Origin of the sequence: Mesorhizobium sp. M0808 (assembly GCF_040320025.1) — a bacterium.
Lineage (GTDB): Bacteria > Pseudomonadota > Alphaproteobacteria > Rhizobiales > Rhizobiaceae > Mesorhizobium.
The window spans coordinates 79614-105536 of sequence record NZ_JAMYOX010000020.1 but is presented as its reverse complement, the minus strand read 5'-3'; the positions used below and the strand labels follow the sequence as shown (position 1 = coordinate 105536).

Sequence of the window (25923 nt, the reverse complement as noted above, 5' to 3'; positions counted from 1 at the left end):
GTGCTCGTCCATGCGCGGGTGTAGCTCAGTTGGTTAGAGTGCCGGCCTGTCACGCCGGAGGTCGCGGGTTCGAGCCCCGTCACTCGCGCCATTTCTCCTTCGGGCCACGGCCCCTGGTGTCGGAGAAATGTCGACGTTGATTTGTCAAAAACCGTCTTCGTTCATGATGTAATCCATACGGTCTCACCCCTCGGCGAGCAGCGCCTCGACCTCCTGCAGCGTCGGCATGGACGGCGCGGTGCCCGGGCGCGTCACCGAAATGCCTGCGACGGCGCAAGCGAAGCGCACCGCCTGCAGGGGTTCCATCCCCCTCGACAGCGCCGCAGCCAGGCCGCCATTGAAGGCGTCGCCCGCACCCGTGGTCTCGATGACCGGGCCGGCGGCGACCGCTGCGACATGCTCGGAACGGTCGGCCGTGTGCAGCAGCGCGCCCTTTTCGCCGAGCGTCACGATTACAGCGCCCACGCCCTTCTCGAGCAGGCTGTCGGCGGCACGGCGGGCATCGTCGATGGAGGATACCTTGATGCCGGTCAGTTCCTCGGCCTCAGTCTCGTTCGGCGTGACATAGTCGCAAAGCGTGTAGATACGGTCCGGAAGCCTGGCCGCCGGCGCCGGGTTGAGGATGGTGGTCACCCCTGCCCCGCGCGCGATCTCCAGCGCCCCCAGCGCCGCCTCGATCGGCTGTTCGAGCTGGGTGACGAAAACGCCGGCCGCGCGGATCAGGCCGGCATTTGCCTCGATATCGGCGGGCGAGATCAGCATCGCCGCACCAGGGCTGACGATGATCGCGTTGTTGCCGCTCGTCTCCTCGATGAAGATATAGGCGGCACCGGTGTAGCTTTCCGGCGTGTCGATGACGGCGCTCTTCACGCCGGCGTGCGACCAGGTCTGTCTCGCCATATCGGCAAAGGGATCGACGCCGAGGCGGGTAAGGAAGGTGATATCGGCGCCGAGCCGGCCGGCTGCCACCGCCTGGTTCGAGCCCTTGCCGCCGGGGCCGAGCGTGAAGGACGTGCCCAGGATCGTCTCGCCCATGCGCGGCTGGCGGGCGGCGCGGTAGGCCGTATCGGCGACGAAGACGCCCAATATGACAACCGGCTTCATGACGATCGGTTTCGCCGGCATGCCGCTACTCCGCATCCGGTGGCACGACGCCCTTGCGGAACGCAAAACAGCCATAGAAGCGGCGCTCGCCGGTCTGGATGACGCAATAGGCCTTCTTGGCGCGTTCGTAGAAGGCGTAGCGCTCGACCGAGATCATTGGCCAGGCCTTGCCCTCGGCGGCATCGATCTCTTTTTGCACTTCCTGCTGCACGGCGGGAATGTCGTCCGGCTTGCCGACGATCTCCATGCGCGCGACCGCGTCGTCGACGAAGGTGTCCAGCGGATAGAGCGACAGTACCGCCTTGACCACGTCGGCCGCCGACGCATCGATGCGCAGCAGCCGGCCAAGCACGGTCTGGCGCGCCACCGAATCGGACGGGAAATTGGTGTCGGCGATAATCAGATCGTCACCGTGGCCCATCGCCCGCAGCGCCTGCAGCACATCGGCATTGAGCAGCGGATCGATTCCTTTGAGCATGGTATTCCTCGCGAAGTTTGCTGGGGCGAAATCAGAGACGCTTGCCGGTCTCTGCGTCGAAGAGATGCACCTGGTCGAGCCGCGGTTTCAGGTGCAGTGTGTCGCCCGGCTTGAAGTCGTGGCGCTCACGGAACAGCGCCACCATCTCGCCCTCGCCGAAGCGCAGGAACACCAAAGTCTCGGAACCGGTCGGCTCGACCACCGAAATCTTCGCCGGAACACCATCGGGATGGATTTCGAGATGCTCGGGCCGCACGCCGTAGACGACATTACGGCCATCCTCGACGGCACTGGTTGCCGCAATCGGGAACGGCGTCCCGGCGATCTCGACGACGGGCTTGTCGCCCTTGCGCACGACGCCCTTGAGCAGGTTCATCGAGGGCGAGCCGATGAAGCCGGCGACGAACAGGTTGGCCGGCCGGTCGAATAATTCCAGCGGCGCGCCGACCTGTTCGATGCGACCGTCGCGCATCACCACGATCTTGTCGGCCATGGTCATGGCCTCGATCTGGTCGTGGGTGACGTAGATGGTGGTGGTCTTCAGCCGCTGGTGCAGTTCCTTGATCTCGGTGCGCATCTGGACACGCAGCTTGGCGTCGAGATTGGAGAGCGGCTCGTCGAAGAGGAACACCTGCGGGTTGCGCACGATGGCGCGGCCCATGGCGACGCGCTGGCGCTGGCCGCCAGAGAGCTGGCGCGGATAGCGCTTGAGGTAGGGATTGAGGTCGAGGATGTCGGCGGCGCGCTTGACCCGCTCAGTGACCACCGCCGGGTCGGTTTTGCGCAGCTTGAGAGCAAAGGCCATGTTCTGCTCGACCGTCTTGTGCGGATAGAGCGCGTAGTTCTGGAACACCATGGCGATGTCGCGCTTGGCCGGCGGCAGATGGTTGACGACGCGCTCGCCGATGGCGATGGTGCCGCCGGAGACCGTTTCCAGCCCGGCCACCATCCTCAGCAGCGTGGACTTGCCGCAGCCGGAAGGCCCGACCAGCACCACGAACTGCCCGTCGGCGATGTCGACGCTGACATCGTGCAGAACCTTGACGGTTCCGAACGCCTTGGCCACATTGCGGATCGCGACTTGAGCCATCATTCCCCCTTCAGTTGCCGTGAAGCTAAACAACGCAAACGGCGAGGGCAAGTCAGTCTCTTATAGATAAAAAACCCATTCACGTTGACACCGCACTTCGTTGTGCGAATAGTGACAGTGTCCGGCTTATGACCCTGTTCCGGGCGCACCGGTACGCTTGTCCGGCACTGAATGCCAAGCGTCGCGGGAGGGAGAATTCGGGCCGCTATTTACGGGAGTCGCTGTCGTTGGGGAACATAATCGGCGCTCCACCATCTGAACCAATTCACAATTGACCTTCTGGGAGGAACGAAATGAAAGTCAGCCTTTATAACCAACTTGTCCGCGCCGGGGCCACCCGCCGCGACGTGCTGAAGGGAGCGGCCAGCATGGCCGCCCTCGCGGCGGCCTCAAGCGCCGGACTTGGTGCGCTGACGCGCACGGCTGCGGCCGCCGACGACCTGCGTGCGCAGATCCTGCAGATCCCGGGTGTCGGCAAGGGTCAGCCGACCGATGCCGACTTCCAGCAGGTCGGCGAGCTTTGCCTTGGCGCCACCAAGGCCAATGTCAAGGAAGGCGAATTCGCCGGTGTCGAACTCACCTTCATGGGCCTCAACAACCAGAACCTGCACAATGTGCTGTTTCGCGGCTTCCTGAAGCCGTGGGAGACCTATACCGGCGCCAAGATCAACTGGATCGACCTGGCGCAGGCTGACTACAACGCCCGCCTGCAGCAGTCGATCGCGACCGGCACCGTCGATTTCGACATCATCGAAATGGGGGCACCGTTCGAAGGCGACGTCTGCGGCAAGGGTCTCACCTCCGAGATGCCGGACTGGGTCAAGGACCAGATCGACATGAAGGATGTCGTGGCCTATCTGCAGCCGCCGGTGGGCACATGGGACGGCAAGCAATATCGCGTGACCGTTGACGGCGACGCGCATAACTTCAACTACCGCACCGACGTGTTTGCCGATGCCGACCTCGCCAAGGCCTGGAAGGACGGCGGCGGAGAAGGCGAATGGGGCGTGCCGAAGACCTGGCAGCAGGTGCAGGCGGTGACGAAATTCCTCAAGGGCAAGCAGGTGAAGGGCCAGGATGTCTTTGGCTATCTCGATGCGCCCAAGCCCTGGGGCGGTTTCGGCTTTTATTTCCTCGGCAGCCGCGCCAGCGCCTACGCCAAGCATCCCGACGACAAGGCCTGGCTGTTCGATGCCGACACGATGAAGCCGCGCGTCAACAATCCGGCATGGGTGCGGGCGATCCAGGACGTCATCGATGCCCTGCCCTCCGAACCTGCCGACCAGATCAACGCCGACCCGAACACCACCGCCTTCCAGCAATTCTTGGCAGGCACCGGTTCGATGGTTACCTGGTGGGGCGACGTCGGTTCGAACGTCAAGACCAACGATTCCTCGGTCGTCGGCGACATCACCGGCTTCTCGATCCTGCCGGGCTCGGACGATGTCTACAACTCCAAGACCGGCCAGTGGGACAAGCTCGCCAGCGGCCCGAACCATGCACCGAACTGCGCCTATCTCGGCTGGGGCGTTTATGTCATGGCCCGCGTCGACAGCGACGAAAAGAAGAAGAAGGCGGCATGGTCTGCCGCTGCCCATCTCGGCGGCAAGGACCTGTCGCTCTGGTGCGCGGCCTATCCGTCGGGTTTCCAGCCCTATCGCAACTCGCATTTCAACATTCCGGAATGGGTGGCGGCGGGCTACGACGAGGCGTTCATCACCTCGTATCTGAAGTCGGAAGCCGACAGCTACAACCATCCGAACGCGGCGATCGAGCCGCGCATCCCCGGCATCTTCCAGTACTACAGCGCCGCCGAGGACATTTTGGCCAACACCTTTGCCGGCAAGATGAAGGCGCAGGAAGGCGCCGACGCCATCGCAGCCGCCTGGGAGAAGCTGACCGACCAGATCGGCCGCGACAAACAGGTCAAGCTCTACAAGGCCTCGCTCGGCATGTAGGCTGAGATAGTGAAACTGGTTCGGCGGCGCACAGCCGCCGGACCTCACCTTGACCGACTTGGCCTCGACCGGCTCGGCCGGTCATCGAGCCTCCTGTGAACGGGCAAGAACGCGTGGCTGACCGGACCCTGGCTGACCAGACTTTGTCGACAAGTGAATGGCCGGCAGGCGCCGTGCCATCCGACCTGATACCGCGGAGCCGCAAACGGCTTGGCTGGGCTCTGATGGCTGCTGCGACGCTCGGCCTTCTGGCGGTGATCGCACTGCAAATCCTCTACAAGAGCGAGGTCGACACTATCGGCTTCGAGACCTGGCGGCCGGTGGTCTACGCCTACGTGCTGTGGGGTGTCGCGCTCGGCATCGGCCAGGTACTGACGCGCGGCGAGGACGGCCAGCGCGCGCTGTTCCTGCTGCCGGCGCTGCTGTTTACCATTGCCATGGTGATCTTCCCGACGCTGTTCGGCTTCTATATCGCGCTGACCGACTGGAACCTCAGTTCCTTCAGCGGACGGCAGTTCAACGGGCTCGACAATTTCTGGCAGATGCTGAACGACGCCTATTATCGCAACGCGCTGTTCAACATGGTGCTCTACGTGCTGGCGGTGTTCGTCGAATATGTCATCGCCTTCGGCCTGGCGCTGCTGCTCAACGCGCAGATCCGGGCGCGAAAATTCTTCCGCGTCGTGTTTCTCATGCCGCTGATGCTGTCGCCGGTGGCGGTGTCGTGGATGATCGGCAAGTCGCTGATGGAATACCGCTTCGGGCCGGCCGCGACACTAGCGCGGCATCTCGGCTGGGAAAACCCCGCCTTCTTCTCCAACCCGATCACCGCCCGCATCTCGATCATGGTGCTCGACGCGTGGACGTTCATCCCGTTCATGATGATCATGCTGCTCGCCGGCCTGCAGGCGATGTCGCGCGAGGTGCTCGAGGCAGCGCGTGTCGATGGCGCCACTGCCTGGCAGACCTTCTGGCAGGTCACCTTCCCGCTGATGCTGCCGGTGTCGGTGACGGCGGTCATCCTGCGCATCATCTTCAAGCTGAAGCTCGCCGATATCATCATCACCGTCACCTCCGGCGGCCCCGGCGGCGCGACCGATTCGGTGTCCAGTTTCATCTACCGCGAATATCGCGACCGCTCGAACGTCGGCTACGGCACGATGCTGGCGATGGCCTATTTGATCATCATCATCGTGTTCGTGACCTGGCTGCTGAAATTCGCCAGCCGCTTCGTGCGCAACGTCAACTGATCGGGCTGGCAAGATGAGCGTTCAGACCACCGACTATGCCGCTTCCGAAATCCGCTCGCCGGCGAGCTTCGTCGCCAACCGCGTCTTCATCTATGGCGCGCTCATCTTCTGGGCTTTCATCTGCCTGTTCCCGATCTATTGGACGATAACCACTTCGTTCAAGACCGCGGTCGACGTCACCCAGGGCCATCTGATCCCGTTTCTCGATTTCAAACCCGACTGGAAGGGCTGGCGTTCGCTCGGTCTGTCGCCGGACTCGATCTTTCGGACGTCGACGGTTCGCGACGAGTTTATCAAGCGCTTCATGAATTCGGTCATCACTTCGGTCGGTGCGTCGAGCCTCGCCATCGTCATCGGCAGCCTCGCCGCCTACGGGCTGACCCGCTATCGTTACAAGTTCGCCTGGTTCAGGAACGAGGATATTTCCTTCTTCTTCCTGTCACAGCTGATCCTGCCGCCGGTGGTTTTGGCCCTGCCCTTCCTCGTGCTTTACCGGGAGGTCGGCCTGCTCGACACGCGCGTCGGGCTGATCCTGCTCTACACGCTGATGGTGCTGCCGATCGTCATCTGGATCATGCGCGACCAGTTCAACTCCATTCCGGTGGAGCTGGAGGAGGCAGCACTCGTCGACGGCCTGTCGATCTGGGGCGCCTTCTTGCGCATCGTCATGCCGATCGCGCTGCCGGGCATGGTCGCCGCCTTCATCCTGGCGATGGTGCTGTGCTGGAACGAGTATTTCTTCGCCGCGCTTTTGACCTCGACCGACGCAAAGACCATTCCTGTCATGGTGGCCAGCCAGACCGGCTCACAAGGCATCAACTGGTGGTCGATGGCAGCGCTTGCCACCGCCGCCATCACACCGCTCGCCGTCATCGGCATCGCGCTCGAGCGTTACCTGATCATGGGCATGACAGCGGGCGCGGTGAAATAACTGCGCCGGTTCTCCCTTCTCCCCTTGTTGTGGGAGAAGGGAAAAGTGCGCTAACCCGAAAGTGTTGCCCGCAAATGCTCGAGGATCATGGCAACCCCTTTTTGCCCCAATTCCGCCGAGGCTTCGGGCGCACTTGCCGTGTACCAGCCGGTGTTGTCGGCGACGCGGCCGGCATCGACCGCTTCCGGGCACAGCGCCAGCATCAGTGACGTCTCGCCGGTGCCGGCATGGTCGAACGGGTACCGGCTGTGCATTGAAGCCGGCATCAGCGGATGCACCTGCACCCAGTTGAAGAAATTGCTGCCCTCGGCGTGCTCGGCATAATAGTCGGCCATCGCCGGAGAGCCCCACCAGCCTTCGCCACGTTCTTTCTCCAGGAAGCGGAAGATCGCCTGCCGGCCGGCGGCCTTGAAGGCGAGATCGGTTGGCATGCCGGCGGCAAAATTTTCGGTCTGGTGGTGAATGATGGCGTGGATGTTGCGGAAGCCGACGCGCAGCAGGCTATAGAACAGTTCTTCCGCAAATGGCGCCAGCACATTGCCGCCGACCTGCAGCGAACCACTGCCCTCCGGTGCTGCAACAGCATAGCTCGCCGCGCCGTAATGGAAGGGCGGCAGAATGACGATTTCGGCTTCTTTTTCGAACAGTTCCAGGCTCTTGACCACCGCCAGCGTGTCCATGCCGACGGCCATGTGCTCGCCGTGATATTCAAGCACACCGAGCGGCAACACGACCGGCCAGTTTTCGGCGATCACCTTGCGTATCTGATGCGGCAGCATCAATTCGTAGCGCATGACACCTACTCCATATTGGTGTGGCGGGCGCGCATCGCTTCCGGCGAGACGCCGGTCAGATCCCTGAGCTTCAGCACCATCACTTCGAAGAGGACGAACAGCGCGCCTTCGAAAACCGAGCCCATCGGCAGGACGGATGTCTTTTCGGGACCCTGGTCGTCGGCCATGGTCTGAGCCGGGATAAGCAGTGCGAAATCGGCCAGCTTCGCGGCAGTGCTGTCGGCTTGCGCGGTGAGCAGCAGGACTGTGGTACCGGCCTCGCGCGCGACCTGCATCAAGGTCAGCACGGTCGACGTCTCACCCGGGCCGGAACTTGCGAGGAAGACATCGGCCTCGCCCAGCGGCGGCGTGGTCATGTCGCCGACGACCGACACCGGCAGACCGAGATGGTAGAGCCGCATGGCAAAACCCTGGACCTGCAGCGCCTCGCGGCCGCAGCCATAGGTGACGATCTTTTTCGCGCCAGCCAGGATGGCGCAAGCGGCGTCGATGCGGCTTGCGTCGATACGCTCCAGCACGGTGCCAAGCTCGTTCAGCGCAATCCCAAACAGGTTTTCGCCGGCGTCCGTCATAACATTTGCACCAGCTTGCAGGTGCCGGAGAACCATTTGAATATCTTAGTCACCTCTGCCCCGAACAGCTTGTTTTCACTCATGCTATCACCGCGAAAATCGGTGTCCAACGACACGCAGTGCTTTTGATGCGCTACAGCCGTGATAGTGTCACGGCAAATCCAAATGAGGAAACGACAGCATATGAAGACACGGCATTTCGACCGCATCGGTAATGGCGGCATCACCTTCACCGAGCTCGGCTTCGGCACTGCGCCGCTCGGCAATCTCTACCGCGCCGTCTCCGACGAGGATGCCAATGCTACGCTGGAGGCGGCATGGCGGGTCGGCTGCCGCTACTACGATACCGCGCCGCTCTATGGGCTGGGCCTAGCCGAAACGCGACTCAATCCGTTCCTGCGTTCGAAGAAGCGCGACGACTACGTGCTGTCCAGCAAAGTCGGGCGCATCATGCGCGCCTGCCCGCCGGAACAGCGCACCGGCATCGGCAAATTCTTCGACACCCCATCGCGCCGCGAGGTCTACGATTACAGCTATGACGGCGTCATGCGCTCCTTCGAAGCCTCGCTGGAACGACTCGGCGTCGACCGCATCGACATCCTCTTCGTGCATGATGTCGACATCTTCACCCATGGCAGCAAGGAAGCCTCGGACCAGCGCATCCAGGAATTCATGAGCTCCGGCTATTACGGATTGCTAGCATTGCGCGACCAGGGCGTGATCAAGGCGTTCGGCGGCGGCATCAACGAGTGGCCGGTTGCCCAGACGCTGGCCGAGCGCGGCGATTTCGATCTGTTCCTGCTTGCCGGGCGTTACACGCTGCTGGAGCAGGAAGCGCTGCAGTCTTTCCTGCCGCTATGCCAGCAACGCGGCATCGGCATCGTTCTCGGCGGGCCGTACAATTCCGGCATCCTGGCAACCGGGCCGAAGCCCGGCGCCTACTACAACTATTCGGAGGCGCCGCAGGACATCATCGACCGCGTCACCCGCATCGAGGCCGTCTGCAAGCGCCACGGCGTGCGCCTGATCGAGGCGGCGCTGCAGTTCCCGCTGCTGCATCCTTCGGTCGTCTCGGTAATCCCCGGCGGCCAGCGGCCGGGCGAAGTCGAAAGCAATCGCTCGCTGCTCGACGCGAAACCGCCATCGGCGCTGTGGGCCGATCTCAAGAAGGAAGGCTTGATGCGCACTGACGCGCCGACGGCATAGCGCCGCCTTTTCCAACGACGCTGCGGGCACAGAAAAGAAAAACCGGATATAGCGGCTTTTCTTTTCTCTGAAAGACTTAAGGAGGCGCTTAGTTGACCGCGTCCTTGAGGCCCTTGCCGGCCGAGAACTTCGGCACGGTGCGCGCCGGGATCTTCACTTCCGCACCGGTCTGCGGATTGCGGCCGGTCGACGCGGCGCGTTGTGACACGGTGAAATTTCCGAAGCCGACAAGCCGGACATCGCCGCCCTTTTTCAGTTCGCCGGTGATGACGGAAAACACCGCATCAACCGCCGACTGCGCGTCACCCTTCGAAATACTCGCGGCATCGGCGACAGCGGACACCAGTTCGTTCTTGTTCATAAAAATTCCCTTCCATGAGAAAACCGGAACACTCGACTCATCCGGCAGGAAACGGACTTTAGAAAGAAGCGCTCCGGCAACCAAGTCGAAAAGCGCCGGGAAAGTCGAAAAAAGCCCGGAAATCCGGGGTTCTTCACATGAAAAAGCCGGGCTCAAGGCCCGGCTCTCTCTTTGTGCATTGCAACTTTAGCAAGAGCTAATGCGCCAGCGATTTACCAGCTTCGTCCCCGACATCGACCACGGCCGGCGCATTGACGGGTTCAACCCACTGGATCGGTTCCGGCATGCGCACCAGCGCATGGCGCAACACTTCGCCAACCCGTGAGACCGGAATGATCTCCATGCCGCTCTTCACGTTCTCCGGAATCTCCGCCAGATCCTTGGCGTTCTCTTCCGGGATCAGCACCTTCTTGATGCCGCCGCGAAGTGCGGCAAGCAGCTTCTCCTTGAGGCCGCCGATCGGCAGCACCCTGCCGCGCAGCGTGATCTCGCCGGTCATCGCCACATCGGCCTTGACCGGGATTCCGGTCAGCACCGAGACGATCGCCGTCGCCATCGCCACGCCAGCCGACGGTCCGTCCTTGGGCGTTGCGCCTTCCGGCACGTGGACGTGGATATCGCGCTTGTCGAACAGCGGCGGCTCGACGCCGAAATCGATGGCCCGCGAGCGGACGTAGGACGCCGCCGCCGAAATCGATTCCTTCATAACGTCGCGCAGATTGCCGGTCACGGTCATGCGGCCCTTGCCGGGCATCATGACACCTTCCACCGTCAACAGCTCGCCGCCGACTTCCGTCCAGGCGAGCCCGGTGACCACGCCGACCTGATCGTCGCTCTCGACCTGGCCGAAGCGGAAGCGCGGAACACCAAGATAATCGGCAAGATTGTCCGCCGTGATGTTGATCGTCTTCTTCTTCGTCTTCAGGATCTCGGTCACCGCCTTGCGCCCGAGCTTCATCAGCTCGCGCTCCAGGCTCCTGACGCCCGCTTCACGGGTGTAGGTCTGGATGATGCCGCGGATCGCGTCCTCGCCGACGGAGAATTCCTTCGGCTGCAACGCGTGGTCGCGGATCACCTTGGGCATCAGGTGACGCTTGGCGATCTCGATCTTCTCGTCCTCGGTGTAGCCGGCGATACGGATGATCTCCATGCGGTCCATCAAGGGCGCAGGGATGTTCAGCGTGTTCGCCGTCGTTACGAACATCACGCTCGACAGGTCGTATTCGACCTCGAGGTAATGGTCCATGAACGTCGAATTCTGCTCGGGATCGAGCACCTCGAGCAAAGCCGATGACGGATCACCGCGGAAATCCTGGCCCATCTTGTCGATCTCGTCGAGCAGGAAGAGCGGGTTGGATTTCTTCGCCTTCTTCATCGACTGGATGACCTTGCCGGGCATCGAGCCGATATAGGTGCGGCGGTGACCGCGGATCTCGGCCTCGTCGCGCACGCCGCCCAGCGCCATGCGGATGAACTCACGGCCGGTCGCCTTGGCGATCGACTTGCCGAGCGAGGTCTTGCCGACGCCGGGAGGTCCGACGAGGCACAGGATCGGCCCCTTCAGCTTCTTCTGACGGCTCTGCACGGCGAGGTATTCGACGATGCGGTCCTTGACCTTGTCGAGGCCGAAATGGTCGGTATCGAGCACGTTTTGGGCAAAGGCCAGATCCTGCTTGACCTTGGAGTTCCTGCCCCACGGGATCGACAGCAGCCAGTCGAGATAGTTGCGCACGACGGTCGATTCAGCCGACATCGGCGACATCGTCCGCAGCTTCTTCAGTTCGGCTTCCGCTTTTTCGCGGGCCTCCTTGGAGAGCTTGGTCTTCTTGATGCGCGCCTCGATCTCGGCGGCCTCGTCGCGGCCGTCCTCGCCCTCGCCGAGCTCCTTCTGGATCGCCTTCATCTGCTCGTTGAGGTAGTATTCGCGCTGCGTCTTCTCCATCTGGCGCTTGACGCGCGAGCGGATGCGCTTCTCGACCTGCAGCACCGAGATTTCGGCTTCCATGAAGCCCATCGCCTTCTCCAGCCGTTCCTTGACGGAAAGCGTGGCGAGCATCTCCTGCTTCTCGGGGATCTTGATGGCAAGATGCGAAGCGACCGTGTCGGCGAGCTTGGAATAGTCGTCGATCTGGCTGGCGGCACCCACCACTTCGGGCGAGATCTTCTTGTTCAGCTTGACGTAGTTCTCGAAGTCGGTGACGACGGAACGGGCCAGCGCCTCGACCTCGACCTCTTCCTCCTCCGGTTCGACCAGCGCCGCAGCACGGGCTTCATGGAAGTCGGGACGGTCGGTGAACGCGACGATTTTCGCGCGCGAGGCGCCTTCGACCAGCACCTTCACGGTGCCGTCCGGCAGTTTCAGCAATTGCAGCACATTGGCGAGCGTGCCGATGTCAAAGATGGCATCGGGCTCCGGATCGTCGTCGGCGGCATTCATCTGGGTCGCAAGCAGGATCTGCTTTTCCTGACCCATCACTTCTTCCAGCGCCTTGATCGACTTTTCACGCCCGACGAAGAGCGGAACGATCATGTGCGGGAACACCACGATGTCGCGCAGTGGGAGGACTGCGAAGACGCCGTCGCTGGGAGCCTTGGATAATTTGGCCATTGTCCAACCTTTCATGTCGCGGCCGCCAATCGGCCAACCGCGAATCTCATATTAACGACCGGGGATCGTTCCGCCTACCACCGTTTGTGACGGGAGTTTTACAGCACAGAATTCGGCACCACGGCCTTCTGCCATTAGTTGGAGGCACGGGGGGTAAAGATCAAGGGTCAACACGGTCCGTCCCTCCAATCCGCAGCCATTACGCGGCGCCGTACGCGGTCTGCGACAGCAAAACGGCGCCCTGCGGCGCCGTTTCGGAAAAAAAATCCATTGCCGGCTCACGTCAGGCGCTGACGTTGCCCTTCTTTTCCTTCTGCTCGGAATAGATGTAGAGCGGCCGGGCGTTGCCTGACACCACCTCTTCCGAAATAACCACTTCGCGCACGCCTTCCAGCGCCGGCAGCTCGAACATGGTGTCGAGCAGGATCGCTTCCATGATCGAACGCAGGCCGCGCGCGCCGGTCTTGCGCTCGATGGCGCGCTTGGCGATCGCCGAGAGCGCGTTCTCGTGGAAGGTCAGGTCGACATTCTCCATCTCGAACAGCCGCTGATACTGCTTGACCAGCGCGTTCTTCGGCTCGGTCAGGATCTGGATCAGTGCCGGCTCGTCGAGATCCTCCAGCGTCGCCAGGACAGGCAGACGGCCGACGAACTCGGGAATGAGGCCGAACTTCAAGAGATCCTCAGGCTCGACCAGGCGGAAAACATCGCCGGTGCGGCGATCCTCGGGCGAAGCGACGATGGCGCCGAAACCGATCGAGGTCTTCCTGCCGCGATCCGAGATGATCTTGTCCAGGCCGGCGAAAGCGCCACCGCAGATGAACAGGATGTTGGCGGTGTCGACCTGCAGGAATTCCTGCTGCGGATGCTTCCTGCCGCCCTGCGGCGGCACGGAGGCGACAGTGCCTTCCATGATCTTCAAAAGTGCCTGCTGCACGCCCTCGCCCGAGACGTCGCGGGTGATCGAGGGATTGTCCGACTTGCGCGAGATCTTGTCGATCTCGTCGATATAGACGATGCCGCGCTGGGCGCGCTCGACATTGTAGTCGGCCGACTGCAACAGCTTCAGGATGATGTTCTCGACGTCCTCGCCGACATAGCCGGCCTCGGTCAGCGTCGTCGCGTCGGCCATGGTGAAGGGGACGTCGATGATGCGGGCCAGCGTCTGCGCCAGCAACGTCTTGCCGCAGCCGGTCGGGCCGATCAGCAGGATGTTAGACTTCGCGAGTTCGACGTCGTTGTTCTTGCCGGCATGGGCGAGGCGCTTGTAGTGGTTGTGGACGGCCACCGACAGCACGCGCTTGGCGTAAGGCTGGCCGATGACGTAGTCGTCGAGAACCTTGAGGATTTCCTGTGGGGTCGGCACGCCCTCTCGCGACTTCACCATCGAGGTCTTGTTCTCCTCGCGGATGATGTCCATGCACAGTTCGACGCATTCGTCGCAGATGAACACCGTCGGCCCGGCGATCAGCTTGCGCACTTCGTGCTGGCTTTTGCCGCAAAACGAGCAATAAAGCGTGTTCTTGGAATCACCGCTGTTGTTGCCGACCTTGCTCATTTTCCTGTCCTTTCATGGCCGCCCGCCGATGGTCTGGTTGAAAGGGCGCATATTCAATCTATCGCGGGAATCCGCTGCCGCCAGTGCCCCGGCTCCCGCAACGCATTCCGTACGAAACACAAATCGGAAAACGGGGCAATGATTCGAACAACCCCACGCAAAGCTAAGCCGTCGAAAATCAACATAGCCTTAACGTAGGCAATTGCACCCGTCGAGGGAACAGCCAATTGTGGCCGAAATGCCGCAAGCTGCGCCAAAAGCGCGTGATCCCGCCACTCATTGCCACCGCAGGGCCACCGCGGGCCTATAAGGCAATACCTTCGACCGGCTCACGTGACGAAATGACCTTGTCGATGAGGCCGAAATCCCTGGCCTCGTCGGCAGTCATGAAATGGTCACGGTCGAGCGTTTTTTCAATCTCATCGTAGCTCTTGCCGGTGTGCTTGACGTAAACCTCGTTGAGGCGACGCTTCAGCTTGATGATGTCCTGGGCATGGCGCTCGATGTCGGAAGCCTGGCCCTGGAAGCCGCCGGAAGGCTGGTGGACCATGATGCGGGCGTTCGGCGTGGCAAAGCGCATGTCCTTGTGGCCCGCCGTCAAGAGCAGCGAGCCCATCGAGGCGGCCTGACCGATGCAGAGCGTCGACACGGCAGGCTTGATGAACTGCATGGTGTCATAGATCGCCATGCCGGAGGTGACGACGCCGCCGGGCGAGTTGATATAGAGGTTGATTTCCTTCTTCGGATTCTCCGCCTCGAGGAACAGCAGCTGCGCGCAGACCAGCGTCGCCATGCCGTCCTCGACCGGGCCGGTGATGAAAATGATGCGCTCCTTGAGGAGCCGCGAGAAAATGTCGTAGGCCCGCTCGCCGCGATTGGTCTGTTCGACCACCATCGGAACGAGGTTCATGTAGGTTTCGACGGGGTTCTTCATGGACTATCCCTTTTTGAGGATGGGATTCCGGCGCCGGAGATTTGCAATCGGGCAGAATCGGTTCTGGATCGTTATTGTGTAAATAGGATGCCGGCTCACCCTAGCGCAAGGCCGCCTCTCCTAGCCATCCGGTTAAGTCGAATCAAGGTTTCCAAACCAGTTTCGCCTGTCGCCGTGCCGGCAGCCCCTCTCCTGCCGTGGGAAGGGGCGCTCATGCTTGGCCGTTGTTTAGCAGTTTCTTAACCGCATCGCTTAACGAAAAGTGGTGAAACCGCTTTTTCCGGCCACGGCTTACCCTACAATTCAACGTTGAACTCGCTTCACGCAGTTCAAACAGGGGGAGTGCGATGATCAAGAAAGTTGCTTCCTTGGCCCTTGCCGGCATCAGCGTTCTCGGCATGGCGTCCGAAACGGCTGCCGGCGGACGCGCGGTCGAATGCTACGAGCAGGTCAATCGGCCGGCCGTCTACGACACCGTCTACGAGGAGGTGCTCGTCAGCCCAGCCGGCCAGCAGGTGCAGTATGAAGCGCCAATCTACGGGACGCGTGAGCGCGTGGTGCAGATCGCGCCGGCGCGCGTCAGCTACGAGATCGTGCCCGCCATCACCCGCACCATCTACCGGTCCGTGAGGGTCGATGACGGCGGCTATTCCTGGGAATGGCGCATCATCGATGGCCGCAAGGTGCTGTGCAAGGTCAGGCACAAGGCGCGCTATGAACGCGTGGCCGAGATCGTCGTGGTTGAGCCGGAACGCCGGCGGCGCGTTGTCCTCCCCGCCGAATACGAGAGCGTCGCCGAAGAGGTTCTCGTGCGGCCGGAGCAACGGCGCATCATCGACATTCCGGCGTCCTATCAGACAGTGGCTCGCCGCGTGGTGGTCAGGGAGGGCTCGTCGAGCTGGCGGCGCGTGCATATTCCGAGGCATTGCCAGTATTAGCGCTCAGGCCGCCTCGGCCCTGAGCCATTTCTTCAGGCCGTCGACATCGCCATTGCCGACGCAGGCCGCAACCCTTCTGCCGACCGCCGCGCCGAACTTGTAGCCGTGGCCGGAGCAGGCCGATACGACCAGGCATCTGCCTTTCCGGTGGGCCAAAAACTTCTCGTCGGCGGTGAATGTATAGGCGCAGGTGACCATGTCGGTGACCTTATACTCGTCGATGCGGGCAATCGGCGGCGAAAACAGGTTGCGGATCGCCTCGCCCTCGCCCGGCACCGGCTGGCGGTTCCAGTCGGCATCGCTGGTCGGCACCCTGTGCAGGCCGGAGCCGAATTTCATGCCGGCCCCGCCCGAGGGCGGGATGGCGTAGCCGTCGACAGTGCCGCCGATGTTGAGGACGACCGGTGCTGCCTGCCAGACCGCTTTCAGGTCCGCCGGCGGTTCGACATAGGCGAGCGCGGTGCGCCAGGTTTTCAGCTCGCCATCCAGCTCCGGGAACAGTTTTAGCACCCAGGCGCCGGCAGCGACGACGATCCGTTCGGCCTGCATGGTTTCGCCGCCCGCCAGCACGACATGCCCGGCCTCGGCGTCGATCTCGACCACCTTGCTGTTTTCATAGACATTGGCGCCGTTCGCGCGCAGCCACCTGGCGAGGCCGGCAGCGATCTTGCGGCAGTGCAGCGCGCCGCCGTCCGGCGAAAAATACGCATAGCGGAATGAACCAGGTTCTAGGAACGGCCAGCGTTCGACCGCGGCATCCGGCTCGAACAATTCGAACGGGTAGTTCCCGGCTTCCATGCCTTCTCGGTATTCCTCGGCCTCGTCTCCCGGCTGGCGCGAAATGCAGATGAAGCCGCGCGGATCGAGATGGGTTTCACCGAGATCGGCCCACATCTCGTCCCATGCTTCGTAGGCTTCGGTGATCAGCCGGCCGTAGCCCGTTCCGGCCCGGTAGGCGCGGCGGATGATGCGATGATGGTCGCCGGAGGCGGCGAGCGGATTGGGGATCGGTCCCTGCTCGACGATCGAGACGAGGTGCCCGGCCTTGACCAGCGACCACGCCGTGGAAAGCCCGGCAATGCCTGCACCGACCACGATCACATTCATGAAAATCGTCCTTCCGCAACCGCTTCGGCGGCTCACCTCACGGGAGGGCCAACATACGGTCTGGCACCAGACAGGCAAGCCGCGCTAATGATCTGGCATGACCGAATTGAAGCCGCCCTACCTTGCCTTTGATCCAGCCACCCGCCGACTACGGCTCGATCCGCACGAGCCGGCTTTTTTCCAGGACCCTTACGAAGCCTACGCCTTCCTGCACGGTGCATCGAACGCCATCTTCTGGGAAGAATTTGGTTTCTGGTGCTTTGGCGGCTTCGACGACGTCAACCGTCTGCTGCGCGATCGCCGCTTCGGCCGGCAGAACCCGGCCGGCATTCCGGACAGCCGGGGCATCGGTCAGGACCGCACGCACCTCAGCGCGTTCGACGGCATCGAGGCCAATTCGATGCTGGAGCTGGAGCCACCTGTCCACACACGGCTCAGAACGCTGGTCAACCGCGCCTTCGTCTCGCGCCAGGTCGAGCGGCTCAGGCCACGTGTCGAGGCGCTGGCCAACGAACTGATCGACCGTTTCGACCCAGGAGGAATCGACCTGCTGCCGGCATTCGCAGCTCCCTTGCCGATCACCATCATTGCGGAAATGCTCGGCGTGCCGGTCGACATGGGGCCGCAGCTGCTCGACTGGTCGCATCGGATGGTCGCCATGTACATGCATGGCCGCACCCGCGAGACGGAGGACACGGCCAATCGCGCCACGCGTGACTTTTCGAATTTTTTGCGCGGCTACGTCGCCGAGCGGCGAAAGAGGCCGGGCGAGGATCTTCTGTCGCTGCTGATTGCGGCACAGGAGGACGGCCAGAAACTGTCGGAGGACGAGCTGGTATCCTCGGCCATCCTTTTGCTCAATGCCGGCCATGAAGCAACTGTCCACCAGACCGGCGTTGCGGTGCGCTCGATCCTTGCGCAAGGCGGCGACCCGCGCCGCTTCTTCGCCTCACCGGAAGCAACAGCCGCGACGGTCGAAGAGTGCCTGCGCTTCGACGCGCCGCTGCACATGTTCACGCGCTACGCCTATCAGGAGGTCGAGGCCGGGCCGGGGATCATCGTCCAGCCGGGCGAGACGATCGGGCTGCTGCTCGGCATGGCCAATCGCGACCCTACTGCGTTTGCCGAGCCCCTCGCCTTCAGGCCGGACCGTGCCGACCAGAAGAACGTATCGTTCGGCGCCGGCATCCATTTCTGCATCGGCGCGCCGCTCGCCCGGCTCGAACTGCAGGTGTCGCTGAAAACCTTGTTCGAACGCCTGCCGCAGTTGCATCTTGCCGAACAGCCGCGCTTCCGCGACACCTATCATTTCCATGGCCTGGAAACGCTCGCCGTACACTTCTGAGCATTCGGTCCGGCGCGATGCGAGATCAAAGCTTGATCACATACTCCTTGCGCGTCGTTTCAAACACTTCCCAGCTGCCCTTAAAGCCCGGCCTCAGCACGAAACTGTCGCCTGCCCTGACGGTGCGCGCATCGCCGCCGTCTTCGGCGATCACCGAAACCCCTGACAGGATGTGGCAGAACTCCCACTCATCATATTCGATGCGCCATTTGCCTGGCGTCGCTTCCCAGACGCCGGCATAGAGGCCGCCGTCCTGTTCCTCGACATTCCAGGTGCGGAATTTCGGATCGCCCGACATCAGGCGATCCGGCGCTGGTGCGCCAAGTTCCGGTTCGACGGTGTCGACGCCGACGGAAAGAAATTTCGGCGTGGTCATGGCGATCAAACCTTGGCGAGAGCCTGTTCCAGATCGGCGACGATGTCGTTGACGTCCTCGATGCCGACCGAAAGCCTGACCGTGTCCGGCCCTGCCCCGGCGTTGATCTTCTGCTCGTCGGAAAGCTGGCGATGCGTGGTCGATGCCGGGTGGATGACCAGCGACTTGGTGTCGCCGACATTGGCCAGGTGCGAAAACAATTCGAGCGCCTCGACGAACTTGATGCCCGCCGCATAGCCGCCCTTCAGCCCGAATGTGAACACCGCGCCGGCGCCAAGCGGCGAGTACTTCTTCTGCAACGCGTTGTTCTTGTCGCTGGGCAGGCCGGGATAGGACACCCAGGCAACCTTGGGATGGTTGGAAAGCCATCCGGCGACCGCCGCCGCATTGTCGCAGTGGCGCTGCATCCTGAGCGGCAAGGTTTCCAGACCGGTCAGGATAAGGAATGCGTTGAACGGCGAAATCGCCGCGCCGATATCGCGCAGCCCGAGCACTCGGGCGGCAATGGCGAAAGCGAAATTGCCGAAGGTTTCGTGCAGGACGAGGCCGCCATATTCGGGGCGCGGCTCCGACAGCATCGGATATTTGCCCGACTTCGACCAGTCGAAGGTGCCGCCGTCGACGATGGCGCCGCCGATCGAGTTGCCGTGGCCGCCGATGAACTTGGTCAGCGAATGCACGACGATGTCGGCGCCATGCTCGATCGGCCGCAGCAGATAAGGCGAGGCCAGCGTGTTGTCGACGATCAGCGGCAGGCCGTGCTTGCGGGCAATGTCGCCGATCTTCTCGATATCGACGAAGACGCCGCCCGGATTGGCCAGGCTCTCGATGAAGATTGCCTTGGTCCTGTCGTCGATTTGGCTCTCGAAGGTCGAGATGTCATTGGTGTCGGCCCAGCGCACCTGCCAACCGAAATTCTTGAAGGCGTGGCCGAATTGGTTGATCGAGCCGCCGTAAAGCTTTGTCGCTGAAACGAAATTGTCGCCGGGCTGCATCAGATTGTGGAAGACCAGCACCTGCGCGGCATGGCCGGAGGCGACCGCAAGGCCTGCCGTGCCGCCTTCGAGTGCCGCGATGCGCTCTTCCAGCACTGCCTGAGTCGGATTCATGATGCGGGTGTAGATGTTGCCGAACGCCTTCAGCCCGAACAGCGAGGCGGCATGGTCGGCATCGTCGAAGACGAAGGAGGTCGTCTGGTAGATCGGCGTCGCTCGGGCGCCGGTCGCCGGATCCGGCTTGGCGCCGGCATGGACGGCGAGCGTGTTGAAACCGGGCGTGCGGGCCATCGAAAACCTCCCTCAATAGTGAATGGTGAATGGTGAATGGTGAATGGTGAATGGTGAATGGTGAATGGTGAATGGTGAATGGCAAAGTCGGCCAGCCCCACCCTGATTGCAAGCGGCTCATATGCCGCCTTGCCCGCCTTCCAGAAAAATCCTTCTATTCACCATTCACTATTCACTACCTACTTCTGGCGAACGCCGAAGCTCTGGAATCCCGGCCGCATCAGGGGCTTCTTCGACGACAAAACGCCGGAATTGACGCCGGTCCAGCCGATCTCGCCGGACAGCTTGCCATATTCGATCTTGGGGCAACGGTTCATCACCACCTTGATGCCGGCGACTTCGGCGCGCGCGGCCGCCTCGTCATGGCGTATGCCAAGCTGCATCCAGATGACCTTCGGCAGCGGATCGAGCCGCAGCACCTCGTCGACAATGCCGGGCACGACAGCGGAAGCGCGAAACACGTCGACCATGTCGACAGATCCTGGAACGTCGGCGAGTCTGGCATAGGTCATCTGGCCTAGAATCGCCTTGCCGGCCTGGCCGGGATTGATCGGGAACACCGAAAACCCTTTGCCGAGAAGATATTTCAGCACGAAATAGCTCGGCCGCACGTCATTGGCCGACGCGCCGACCATGGCGATGGTCTTCACCGAATTGAGGATGCCGGCGATATAGGCGTTGTCGTAGGCGTCGTGGTTCATGTCTCGTCATACAGCGCTTCGGAGTGAGGTGCCAACAGCCGCGTCAGTGGCTTGCAATGGGCCAGGGAAAGCCGTCAGCCGGGCAGCGAAATCGATCCGTCTTCCGCGATCGGAAAAGCCGGATTGTGCGCCACTTCCCAGATGTGCCCGTCGGCATCGGCGAAATAGCCGTACCAACCGCCCCAGAATGCGCGGCCAGCCGGCTTGACGATACGGCCGCCGGCCCTCTCGGCCATCGCCAGCACTGCATCGACCTCGGCGTCGGAGCGGGTGTTGTAGGCAAGGTAGACCGCCGACGGCGCTTTGCCGAAGGTCACGCCTGAATCCTCTTCGGCGCTTTGCCGCGGGAACAGGCCGAGAATGGCGCCGCCCGTCTGGAAGAAGGCAACGCCCTCGGTGATCCCGGCATGACGGGTCAGCCCCATGCCCTCGTAGAAGCGCACCGCGCGGTCGAGATCGTCGGTAGCTATGGTGATGATGGAGATGCGCGGTTCCATATCCGCCTCCTATTCCTCCGGCCATTCCGGCTTGCGCTTGCCGATGAAGGCGCCAATGCCCTCTTCCGCGTCGCGCGCCAGCATGTTCTCGACCATGACGCGCCCGGTGTAATCATAGGCCTCGGCCAGCCCCATTTCCGCCTGCTCATAGAAGGCTTCCTTGCCGATCTTGACGACCAAGGACGATTTGGACGCAATGGTCTGCGCGTATTTGGTGACAATCTGATTCAGATATTCGCGCGGCACGACGCGGTTGATGAGACCGAATTCCTTGGCGGTTGCCGCATCGATCGTCTCGCCGGTCAAAAGCATTTCCATGGCGTGCTTGCGCGAGACGTTGCGCGACAGCGCCACCATCGGCGTCGAGCAGAACAGTCCGATATTGACGCCAGGCGTGCAGAAGGTCGCCTCGTGCGAGGCGATGGCGAGATCGCAGCTGGCAACCAGCTGCAAGCCGGCCGCCGTCGCCAGGCCGTCGACTTCGGCGATCACCGGCTTAGGATGGCGAACGATCGCCTGCATCAGTGAAGCGCAGGCGGAAAACGTCTTTTCGAAGAAGCCCCTGCCGCGATCGGCATCGGCGCGGTGCGCGCTCAACTCCTTGAGGTCGTGTCCGGCGCAGAACACCTTGCCGACCGCCCCGAGCACGATGACGCGGACGGATTTGTCGGCCTTGGCGCGGTCGAGTTCCGCCATCAGCGCCGCCATCACTGCAAGCGAAAGAGCATTGGCCGGCGGATTGGCAAGCGTCAGGCGCAGCACGCCCTTGTCCAGCCTGGAGACGACCGGCCCTTCGGCAACGGCAGGTTTGATGGCAACGATTTCGGCCATGGGGTCATTCCTCCGCGATTCCGGATCGGTGATCGACTAATCTAGTATGCCGGTCTCGCTTCGTCCAACACCCCGCTTCTGCCATAATGAATGGCTGTTGCCAGAAACAGCACGCTACGCTCATACAGGCAGGCGCAAACGAGGGACCGACATGCCTGCCCAAAGCAACCTCAAGCCGGTGCTGACGGCTGCTGATGTCAACGCGCTGATGGCGACCGTTTTCCCGCAACTCAACGACCAGTTCACCTTCTATGAGGCGTTGGAGGTGTTTCCAGGCGGCTGTGTCGTGCGACTCAATGCCGACGAGCGCCATTTGCGTCCCGGCGGCACCGTGTCGGGTTCGGCGCTGTTCACGCTGGCCGACATAGGCGGCTATGTCTGCGTGCTCTCGCATGCCGGACCGGATGCGCTTTCGGTCACCACCAGTCTCAACATCAATTTCGTCCGCAAGGCCGAGGCCGGGCCGATCGACGGCCATTGCCGCATCCTCAAGCTCGGCAAGAGCCTGATGGTGTTCGATATCGACATCGTCGCCGGCCCGGAGGGACACACAGTAGCGCACGCAACGGGCACCTATTCGATCCCGCCAAAGCGGATTGATGGTGTGGTAAAATAATACCTTTCACCCAAGGCATTGTTTTTGCTGGATTTTGATAGCTTGCCGACATTTCACGCGCCTTGACGCAGTCGCCGTCCTCTCCTATAAGCCCTCACGGAACAGCGGCCCGCAAAGGCCGCCGTTTTGTTATTGGCGGCGGGCAAGCGCCTTTCGCCAATCCAAGCAACAAGAAACGCCTTCTTTTGAAGGTCCGAACCGAAAGCAACAATCCATGGCAACCTTTTCGCAGAAGCCTGCGGATGTGGTGAAGAAGTGGGTGCTGATCGACGCCGAGGGTCTCGTCGTCGGCCGTCTCGCCACTGTCATCGCCAATCATCTTCGCGGCAAACACAAGCCCACCTTCACCCCGCACGTCGACGACGGCGACAACGTCATCGTCATCAATGCCGACAAGGTGGTGTTCACCGGCAAGAAGTTCACCGACAAGGTCTATTACTGGCACACCGGCCACCCCGGCGGCGTCAAGGAGCGCACCGCGCGCCAGCTGCTCGAGGGTCGTTTCCCCGAACGTGTCGTCGAGAAGGCCGTCGAACGCATGATCCCGCGTGGCCCGCTCGGCCGTCGCCAGATGAAGAACCTCCGCGTCTATGCAGGCACGGAACATCCGCATGTCGCCCAGCAGCCCGTCGTCCTCGACGTGGCCAAGCTGAACGCCAAGAACAAGAAGGTTTCGTAAGATGGCTGAGCTTTCCTCGCTCGCAGAACTCGGAGCTGCCACCGGCAATACCAACACCCAGCCGGCCGCACCCGTCCACGTCCAGAAACTCGATAAGTCGGGCCGCGCCTACGCCACCGGCAAGCGCAAGAACGCCATCGCCCGCGTCTGGGTGAAGCCCGGCTCCGGCAAGATCGTCGTCAACGACAAGGTGTTCGCCGAATATTTCGCGCGCCCGGTGCTGCAGATGATCCTCAACCAGCCGATCATCGCCGCCAATCGCGCCGGCCAGTACGACATCGTTGCCACCGTCATCGGCGGCGGCCTTTCCGGCCAGGCGGGTGCCGTGCGCCACGGCATCTCCAAGGCGCTGACCTATTACGAGCCGGCGCTGCGCGCCGTGCTCAAGAAGGGTGGCTTCCTGACCCGCGACAGCCGCGTCGTCGAGCGCAAGAAGTACGGCAAGGCAAAGGCCCGCCGGAGCTTCCAGTTCTCCAAGCGTTAAGCGCTGCGCAATTACACGTTTTCGAAAGGCCGCCTCCGGGCGGCCTTTTCCACAAAAAGAGGCACCAATCACCCCATCGGGCGCGGCTCGCACGCATGGTGGCAGACTTCAGGCCTTGATAAAGTCAATGAACGCCCGCAACGGCGCCGGCACGAGGCGCCGGCCGGGATAGTAAAGGAACGGCCCGGAGAAGCTCTGCCACCAGGGTTCAAGCAGCGGTTCGAGCGCCCCGCTCTCGAAGTGAGGGCGTAGCCAATCCTCGAACAGGCTGATGATGCCGGTGCCGGCGATGGCTGCATCGACTTTGAGGTCAGTCGCCCCGCCCAGGGTCACGACAAGCGGCCCCGTCGGGTCGACCCGCACCACCTCGCCGTCGCGCTCGAATTCCCACGGCGGCATCGCACGGCTGGCAAAGCGGCCGCGCAGACAGGCGTGGCCGAGCAGGTCGCGCGGGTGTTGCGGCCGGCCATGACGATCCAGGTAGGCCGGGCTGGCGGCGGTGGCGAAGCGCTGCACGCGCGGTCCGATCGGCACAGCGATCATGTCCTGCTCCAGCCGCTCCTCATAGCGAATGCCGGCGTCGCACCCCGCCGCCAGCACATCGACGAAGCTCTCCTCCGAGATCACCTCCAACCGGATGCCTGGATAGGCGGCAAGGAACCGCGGGACGATGCTGGGCAGCACCAGCCGCACCGCGCTGACCGGCACATTGAGGCGCAACGTACCTGCCGGCCTGTCGCGAAAGCCGTTCACTACGTCGAGGGCCGACTCCACCTCGGTCAAGGCAGGACCGAGCCGCGCCAGCAGGCCTTCGCCGGCTTCCGTCAGGACAACGCTGCGGGTCGTCCGGTTGAGCAGCCTGACACCGAGCTGCGTCTCCAGGCGCCGCACCGCCTCGCTCAAGCCGGACGCACTGCCGCCGCTGGCGCGTGCCGCACCGCGAAAGCCTTTGGCGCGCGCTACGGCCACGAAGGCGTTCAGATCCGCGAGATCAATCTGCATTGTTCGTCATTCCGCACAGCCCGTGCGAATTGTACCCAATTATCATGAGATCGGACAGCGTCTATCTCTGCACCATCCCTGAAGGAGAAAGACCATGTCCAGCGTCGACCAGTCCGGCACATTCATCCTCGGCGACCGCAAGGTGAGACGGCTCGGCTACGGCGCCATGCAGCTCGCAGGGCCAGGCGTCTTCGGCCCACCAAAGGACCACGACGCGGCATTGGCCGTACTGCGCGAAGCCGTTGCACAAGGCGTCAACCACATCGACACCAGCGACTTCTATGGCCCGCACGTGACCAACCTGTTGATCCGCGAAGCGCTCGCACCCTATCCCGACGACCTCGTTATTGTCACCAAGATCGGTGCCCGGCGCGGCCAGGGCGGATCGTGGCTGCCGGCCTTCTCGGCAGAAGAGCTGACACAGGCGGTGCACGACAATCTGCGCAATCTTGGGCTCGACGCGCTGGAGGTGGTCAACCTGCGGGTCATGTTCGATGCGCATGGCCCCGCCGAAGGGTCGATCGAGGCGCCGCTTGCGACGCTTGCCGAGCTCCAGCGACAGGGCCTCGTGCGCCACATCGGGCTGAGCAACGTCACCGCTGCACAGATCGCCGAAGGCCGCAGGATTTGCAGGATCGTCTGCGTGCAGAACCAGTACAATCTGGCGCATCGGGGCGACGATGCCTCGATCGACGATCTGGCCCGCGACGGCATTGCCTATGTGCCGTTCTTCCCGCTTGGCGGCTTCAACCCGTTGCAGTCGTCGACCTTGTCCAAGGTCGCCGCACGCCTCGGCGCCACGCCCATGCAGGTCGCGCTCGCCTGGCTGCTTCGCCGCGCGCCCAACATTCTTCTGATTCCCGGCACGTCTTCCGTCGCGCATCTCAGGGAGAACCTCGCCGCTGCCGACCTCGAACTGTCGGACGATGTCATCAAGGAGCTGGATGGTGTGGCAATGGCGGCCTGCGAGTAGATTACCGAAGGCAGTGATGAGCCAATCTCCCCCAAAATGGGTTCCCTTGCGGGGGAGATTGCCGGTAGGACAGCGAAGGCGCGCGACCTAGCAGGCGGGACAGCCGAGACGCTGAAGGATCGTCGCATTTTTCTGCCACTACGCCACATTTTGTTCTTGCTTTGTGCCGGCAACTATGCTACTAATCTGGGTATGGTGCTAATTGGCTCCAACGACCCGCCCACGGAGGCGGGTTTTCTGTTTC

Annotated in this window: 26 protein-coding genes and 1 tRNA gene; 11 read left to right on the top strand and 16 right to left on the bottom strand. The window is 62.5% G+C overall.

Annotated elements, in window-relative coordinates; all coding sequences use genetic code 11:
- Window positions 1-14 precede the first annotated feature (14 nt).
- Window positions 15-91 (top strand) — tRNA-Asp (locus tag NKI25_RS21945).
- Between the two features lie 92 nt (window positions 92-183).
- Here NKI25_RS21945 and rbsK read toward each other — a convergent pair.
- From rbsK to NKI25_RS21930, 3 genes are read right to left on the bottom strand one after another with little or no spacing between them, the layout of a single operon-like run.
- Window positions 184-1125: a ribokinase gene (gene rbsK / locus NKI25_RS21940; RefSeq protein WP_031211227.1), complete on the bottom strand. Its 942-nt coding sequence runs from the start codon at window positions 1123-1125 to the stop codon at window positions 184-186.
- A gap of 4 nt (window positions 1126-1129) precedes the next feature.
- Complete coding sequence (locus NKI25_RS21935) at window positions 1130-1582, bottom strand: RbsD/FucU family protein (protein WP_352999336.1); 453 nt, start codon at window positions 1580-1582, stop codon at window positions 1130-1132.
- Between the two features lie 31 nt (window positions 1583-1613).
- Window positions 1614-2672, bottom strand: a complete 1059-nt coding sequence (locus NKI25_RS21930) for an ABC transporter ATP-binding protein (RefSeq protein ID WP_352456634.1) — start codon at window positions 2670-2672, stop codon at window positions 1614-1616.
- 293 nt (window positions 2673-2965) lie between these two features.
- Here NKI25_RS21930 and NKI25_RS21925 point away from each other — a divergent pair, with 293 nt between their 5' ends.
- From NKI25_RS21925 to NKI25_RS21915, 3 genes are all read left to right on the top strand, one after another.
- Window positions 2966-4630, top strand: coding sequence for an ABC transporter substrate-binding protein (locus NKI25_RS21925; RefSeq protein ID WP_023674663.1), 1665 nt, complete (start codon window positions 2966-2968; stop codon window positions 4628-4630).
- Window positions 4631-4758: 128 nt separating this feature from the next.
- On the top strand, window positions 4759-5880 hold the full coding sequence (locus NKI25_RS21920; RefSeq protein WP_031211226.1) for a carbohydrate ABC transporter permease: 1122 nt from the start codon (window positions 4759-4761) through the stop codon (window positions 5878-5880).
- 13 nt (window positions 5881-5893) lie between these two features.
- Window positions 5894-6811, top strand: coding sequence for a carbohydrate ABC transporter permease (locus NKI25_RS21915; protein ID WP_352571443.1), 918 nt, complete (start codon window positions 5894-5896; stop codon window positions 6809-6811).
- 50 nt (window positions 6812-6861) lie between these two features.
- On the opposite strand, the gene NKI25_RS21910 is transcribed toward NKI25_RS21915, so the two are convergent.
- Window positions 6862-7605, bottom strand: coding sequence for a creatininase family protein (locus NKI25_RS21910; RefSeq protein WP_352999334.1), 744 nt, complete (start codon window positions 7603-7605; stop codon window positions 6862-6864).
- Window positions 7606-7610: 5 nt separating this feature from the next.
- Window positions 7611-8177: an SIS domain-containing protein gene (locus tag NKI25_RS21905; RefSeq protein ID WP_352465573.1), complete on the bottom strand. Its 567-nt coding sequence runs from the start codon at window positions 8175-8177 to the stop codon at window positions 7611-7613.
- Between the two features lie 183 nt (window positions 8178-8360).
- On the opposite strand from NKI25_RS21905, the gene NKI25_RS21900 reads away from it, so the two are divergent.
- The gene (locus tag NKI25_RS21900) at window positions 8361-9383 is read left to right on the top strand and encodes an aldo/keto reductase (RefSeq protein ID WP_352465572.1); all 1023 of its coding nucleotides are present in this window, start codon (window positions 8361-8363) and stop codon (window positions 9381-9383) included.
- An 88-nt stretch (window positions 9384-9471) separates the two neighbouring features.
- Here the strand turns inward: NKI25_RS21900 and NKI25_RS21895 are convergent, their stop codons facing one another.
- From NKI25_RS21895 to NKI25_RS21880, 4 genes are all read right to left on the bottom strand, one after another.
- Window positions 9472-9744, bottom strand: a complete 273-nt coding sequence (locus NKI25_RS21895; RefSeq protein WP_023674657.1) for an HU family DNA-binding protein — start codon at window positions 9742-9744, stop codon at window positions 9472-9474.
- A gap of 196 nt (window positions 9745-9940) precedes the next feature.
- Complete coding sequence (lon, locus tag NKI25_RS21890) at window positions 9941-12352, bottom strand: endopeptidase La (protein WP_023674656.1); 2412 nt, start codon at window positions 12350-12352, stop codon at window positions 9941-9943.
- 283 nt (window positions 12353-12635) lie between these two features.
- A complete protein-coding gene (gene clpX / locus NKI25_RS21885) occupies window positions 12636-13910 on the bottom strand; it encodes an ATP-dependent Clp protease ATP-binding subunit ClpX (RefSeq protein ID WP_006332719.1) in 1275 nt (424 codons plus the stop codon).
- A gap of 304 nt (window positions 13911-14214) precedes the next feature.
- The gene (locus NKI25_RS21880; RefSeq protein WP_023674655.1) at window positions 14215-14844 is read right to left on the bottom strand and encodes an ATP-dependent Clp protease proteolytic subunit; all 630 of its coding nucleotides are present in this window, start codon (window positions 14842-14844) and stop codon (window positions 14215-14217) included.
- 347 nt (window positions 14845-15191) lie between these two features.
- On the opposite strand from NKI25_RS21880, the gene NKI25_RS21875 reads away from it, so the two are divergent.
- Window positions 15192-15782, top strand: coding sequence for a hypothetical protein (locus NKI25_RS21875; protein WP_352590600.1), 591 nt, complete (start codon window positions 15192-15194; stop codon window positions 15780-15782).
- A gap of 3 nt (window positions 15783-15785) precedes the next feature.
- Here the strand turns inward: NKI25_RS21875 and NKI25_RS21870 are convergent, their stop codons facing one another.
- Entirely contained in the window at window positions 15786-16889 is a 1104-nt protein-coding gene (locus tag NKI25_RS21870; RefSeq protein WP_352999332.1) for an NAD(P)/FAD-dependent oxidoreductase, read from the bottom strand.
- Window positions 16890-16986: 97 nt separating this feature from the next.
- Here NKI25_RS21870 and NKI25_RS21865 point away from each other — a divergent pair, with 97 nt between their 5' ends.
- A complete protein-coding gene (locus NKI25_RS21865; RefSeq protein ID WP_352590594.1) occupies window positions 16987-18234 on the top strand; it encodes a cytochrome P450 in 1248 nt (415 codons plus the stop codon).
- Between the two features lie 25 nt (window positions 18235-18259).
- Here the strand turns inward: NKI25_RS21865 and NKI25_RS21860 are convergent, their stop codons facing one another.
- From NKI25_RS21860 to NKI25_RS21840, 5 genes are all read right to left on the bottom strand, one after another.
- Window positions 18260-18610, bottom strand: coding sequence for a cupin domain-containing protein (locus NKI25_RS21860; RefSeq protein WP_352590591.1), 351 nt, complete (start codon window positions 18608-18610; stop codon window positions 18260-18262).
- Window positions 18611-18615: 5 nt separating this feature from the next.
- The gene (locus tag NKI25_RS21855) at window positions 18616-19896 is read right to left on the bottom strand and encodes an O-acetylhomoserine aminocarboxypropyltransferase (protein ID WP_023674650.1); all 1281 of its coding nucleotides are present in this window, start codon (window positions 19894-19896) and stop codon (window positions 18616-18618) included.
- A 179-nt stretch (window positions 19897-20075) separates the two neighbouring features.
- Window positions 20076-20597 carry a CoA-binding protein gene (locus NKI25_RS21850; protein WP_023674649.1) on the bottom strand — a complete coding sequence of 174 codons (522 nt, stop codon included), beginning with the start codon at window positions 20595-20597 and terminating at the stop codon, window positions 20076-20078.
- A 74-nt stretch (window positions 20598-20671) separates the two neighbouring features.
- The gene (locus tag NKI25_RS21845) at window positions 20672-21094 is read right to left on the bottom strand and encodes a VOC family protein (RefSeq protein WP_023674648.1); all 423 of its coding nucleotides are present in this window, start codon (window positions 21092-21094) and stop codon (window positions 20672-20674) included.
- A gap of 9 nt (window positions 21095-21103) precedes the next feature.
- On the bottom strand, window positions 21104-21925 hold the full coding sequence (locus tag NKI25_RS21840; protein ID WP_023674647.1) for an enoyl-CoA hydratase: 822 nt from the start codon (window positions 21923-21925) through the stop codon (window positions 21104-21106).
- 151 nt (window positions 21926-22076) lie between these two features.
- Between NKI25_RS21840 and NKI25_RS21835 the strand changes: the two genes are divergently transcribed.
- The 3 genes from NKI25_RS21835 (at window position 22077) to rpsI (ending at window position 23704) form a co-directional block, all read left to right on the top strand.
- The gene (locus NKI25_RS21835) at window positions 22077-22541 is read left to right on the top strand and encodes a PaaI family thioesterase (protein WP_023674646.1); all 465 of its coding nucleotides are present in this window, start codon (window positions 22077-22079) and stop codon (window positions 22539-22541) included.
- Window positions 22542-22755: 214 nt separating this feature from the next.
- Entirely contained in the window at window positions 22756-23220 is a 465-nt protein-coding gene (gene rplM / locus NKI25_RS21830; protein WP_023674645.1) for a 50S ribosomal protein L13, read from the top strand.
- 1 nt (window position 23221) lies between these two features.
- The gene (rpsI, locus tag NKI25_RS21825) at window positions 23222-23704 is read left to right on the top strand and encodes a 30S ribosomal protein S9 (protein WP_023674644.1); all 483 of its coding nucleotides are present in this window, start codon (window positions 23222-23224) and stop codon (window positions 23702-23704) included.
- Between the two features lie 108 nt (window positions 23705-23812).
- Here rpsI and NKI25_RS21820 read toward each other — a convergent pair whose 3' ends face one another.
- Window positions 23813-24706, bottom strand: coding sequence for a LysR family transcriptional regulator (locus NKI25_RS21820; RefSeq protein WP_352590588.1), 894 nt, complete (start codon window positions 24704-24706; stop codon window positions 23813-23815).
- Between the two features lie 94 nt (window positions 24707-24800).
- On the opposite strand from NKI25_RS21820, the gene NKI25_RS21815 reads away from it, so the two are divergent.
- Window positions 24801-25679 carry an aldo/keto reductase family oxidoreductase gene (locus NKI25_RS21815; RefSeq protein WP_352590585.1) on the top strand — a complete coding sequence of 293 codons (879 nt, stop codon included), beginning with the start codon at window positions 24801-24803 and terminating at the stop codon, window positions 25677-25679.
- Window positions 25680-25923 lie beyond the last annotated feature (244 nt).

Coding starts and splice junctions, on each gene's coding strand:
- rbsK (WP_031211227.1), bottom strand. CDS start 1,125: ATGCCGGCGAAACCGATCGTCATGAAGCCGGTTGTCATATTGGGCGTC.
- NKI25_RS21935 (WP_352999336.1), bottom strand. CDS start 1,582: ATGCTCAAAGGAATCGATCCGCTGCTCAATGCCGATGTGCTGCAGGCG.
- NKI25_RS21930 (WP_352456634.1), bottom strand. CDS start 2,672: ATGGCTCAAGTCGCGATCCGCAATGTGGCCAAGGCGTTCGGAACCGTC.
- NKI25_RS21925 (WP_023674663.1), top strand. CDS start 2,966: ATGAAAGTCAGCCTTTATAACCAACTTGTCCGCGCCGGGGCCACCCGC.
- NKI25_RS21915 (WP_352571443.1), top strand. CDS start 5,894: ATGAGCGTTCAGACCACCGACTATGCCGCTTCCGAAATCCGCTCGCCG.
- NKI25_RS21910 (WP_352999334.1), bottom strand. CDS start 7,605: ATGCGCTACGAATTGATGCTGCCGCATCAGATACGCAAGGTGATCGCC.
- NKI25_RS21905 (WP_352465573.1), bottom strand. CDS start 8,177: ATGACGGACGCCGGCGAAAACCTGTTTGGGATTGCGCTGAACGAGCTT.
- NKI25_RS21900 (WP_352465572.1), top strand. CDS start 8,361: ATGAAGACACGGCATTTCGACCGCATCGGTAATGGCGGCATCACCTTC.
- NKI25_RS21895 (WP_023674657.1), bottom strand. CDS start 9,744: ATGAACAAGAACGAACTGGTGTCCGCTGTCGCCGATGCCGCGAGTATT.
- lon (WP_023674656.1), bottom strand. CDS start 12,352: ATGGCCAAATTATCCAAGGCTCCCAGCGACGGCGTCTTCGCAGTCCTC.
- clpX (WP_006332719.1), bottom strand. CDS start 13,910: ATGAGCAAGGTCGGCAACAACAGCGGTGATTCCAAGAACACGCTTTAT.
- NKI25_RS21880 (WP_023674655.1), bottom strand. CDS start 14,844: ATGAAGAACCCCGTCGAAACCTACATGAACCTCGTTCCGATGGTGGTC.
- NKI25_RS21875 (WP_352590600.1), top strand. CDS start 15,192: ATGATCAAGAAAGTTGCTTCCTTGGCCCTTGCCGGCATCAGCGTTCTC.
- NKI25_RS21870 (WP_352999332.1), bottom strand. CDS start 16,889: ATGAATGTGATCGTGGTCGGTGCAGGCATTGCCGGGCTTTCCACGGCG.
- NKI25_RS21865 (WP_352590594.1), top strand. CDS start 16,987: ATGACCGAATTGAAGCCGCCCTACCTTGCCTTTGATCCAGCCACCCGC.
- NKI25_RS21860 (WP_352590591.1), bottom strand. CDS start 18,610: ATGACCACGCCGAAATTTCTTTCCGTCGGCGTCGACACCGTCGAACCG.
- NKI25_RS21855 (WP_023674650.1), bottom strand. CDS start 19,896: ATGGCCCGCACGCCCGGTTTCAACACGCTCGCCGTCCATGCCGGCGCC.
- NKI25_RS21850 (WP_023674649.1), bottom strand. CDS start 20,597: ATGAACCACGACGCCTACGACAACGCCTATATCGCCGGCATCCTCAAT.
- NKI25_RS21845 (WP_023674648.1), bottom strand. CDS start 21,094: ATGGAACCGCGCATCTCCATCATCACCATAGCTACCGACGATCTCGAC.
- NKI25_RS21840 (WP_023674647.1), bottom strand. CDS start 21,925: ATGGCCGAAATCGTTGCCATCAAACCTGCCGTTGCCGAAGGGCCGGTC.
- NKI25_RS21835 (WP_023674646.1), top strand. CDS start 22,077: ATGCCTGCCCAAAGCAACCTCAAGCCGGTGCTGACGGCTGCTGATGTC.
- rplM (WP_023674645.1), top strand. CDS start 22,756: ATGGCAACCTTTTCGCAGAAGCCTGCGGATGTGGTGAAGAAGTGGGTG.
- rpsI (WP_023674644.1), top strand. CDS start 23,222: ATGGCTGAGCTTTCCTCGCTCGCAGAACTCGGAGCTGCCACCGGCAAT.
- NKI25_RS21820 (WP_352590588.1), bottom strand. CDS start 24,706: ATGCAGATTGATCTCGCGGATCTGAACGCCTTCGTGGCCGTAGCGCGC.
- NKI25_RS21815 (WP_352590585.1), top strand. CDS start 24,801: ATGTCCAGCGTCGACCAGTCCGGCACATTCATCCTCGGCGACCGCAAG.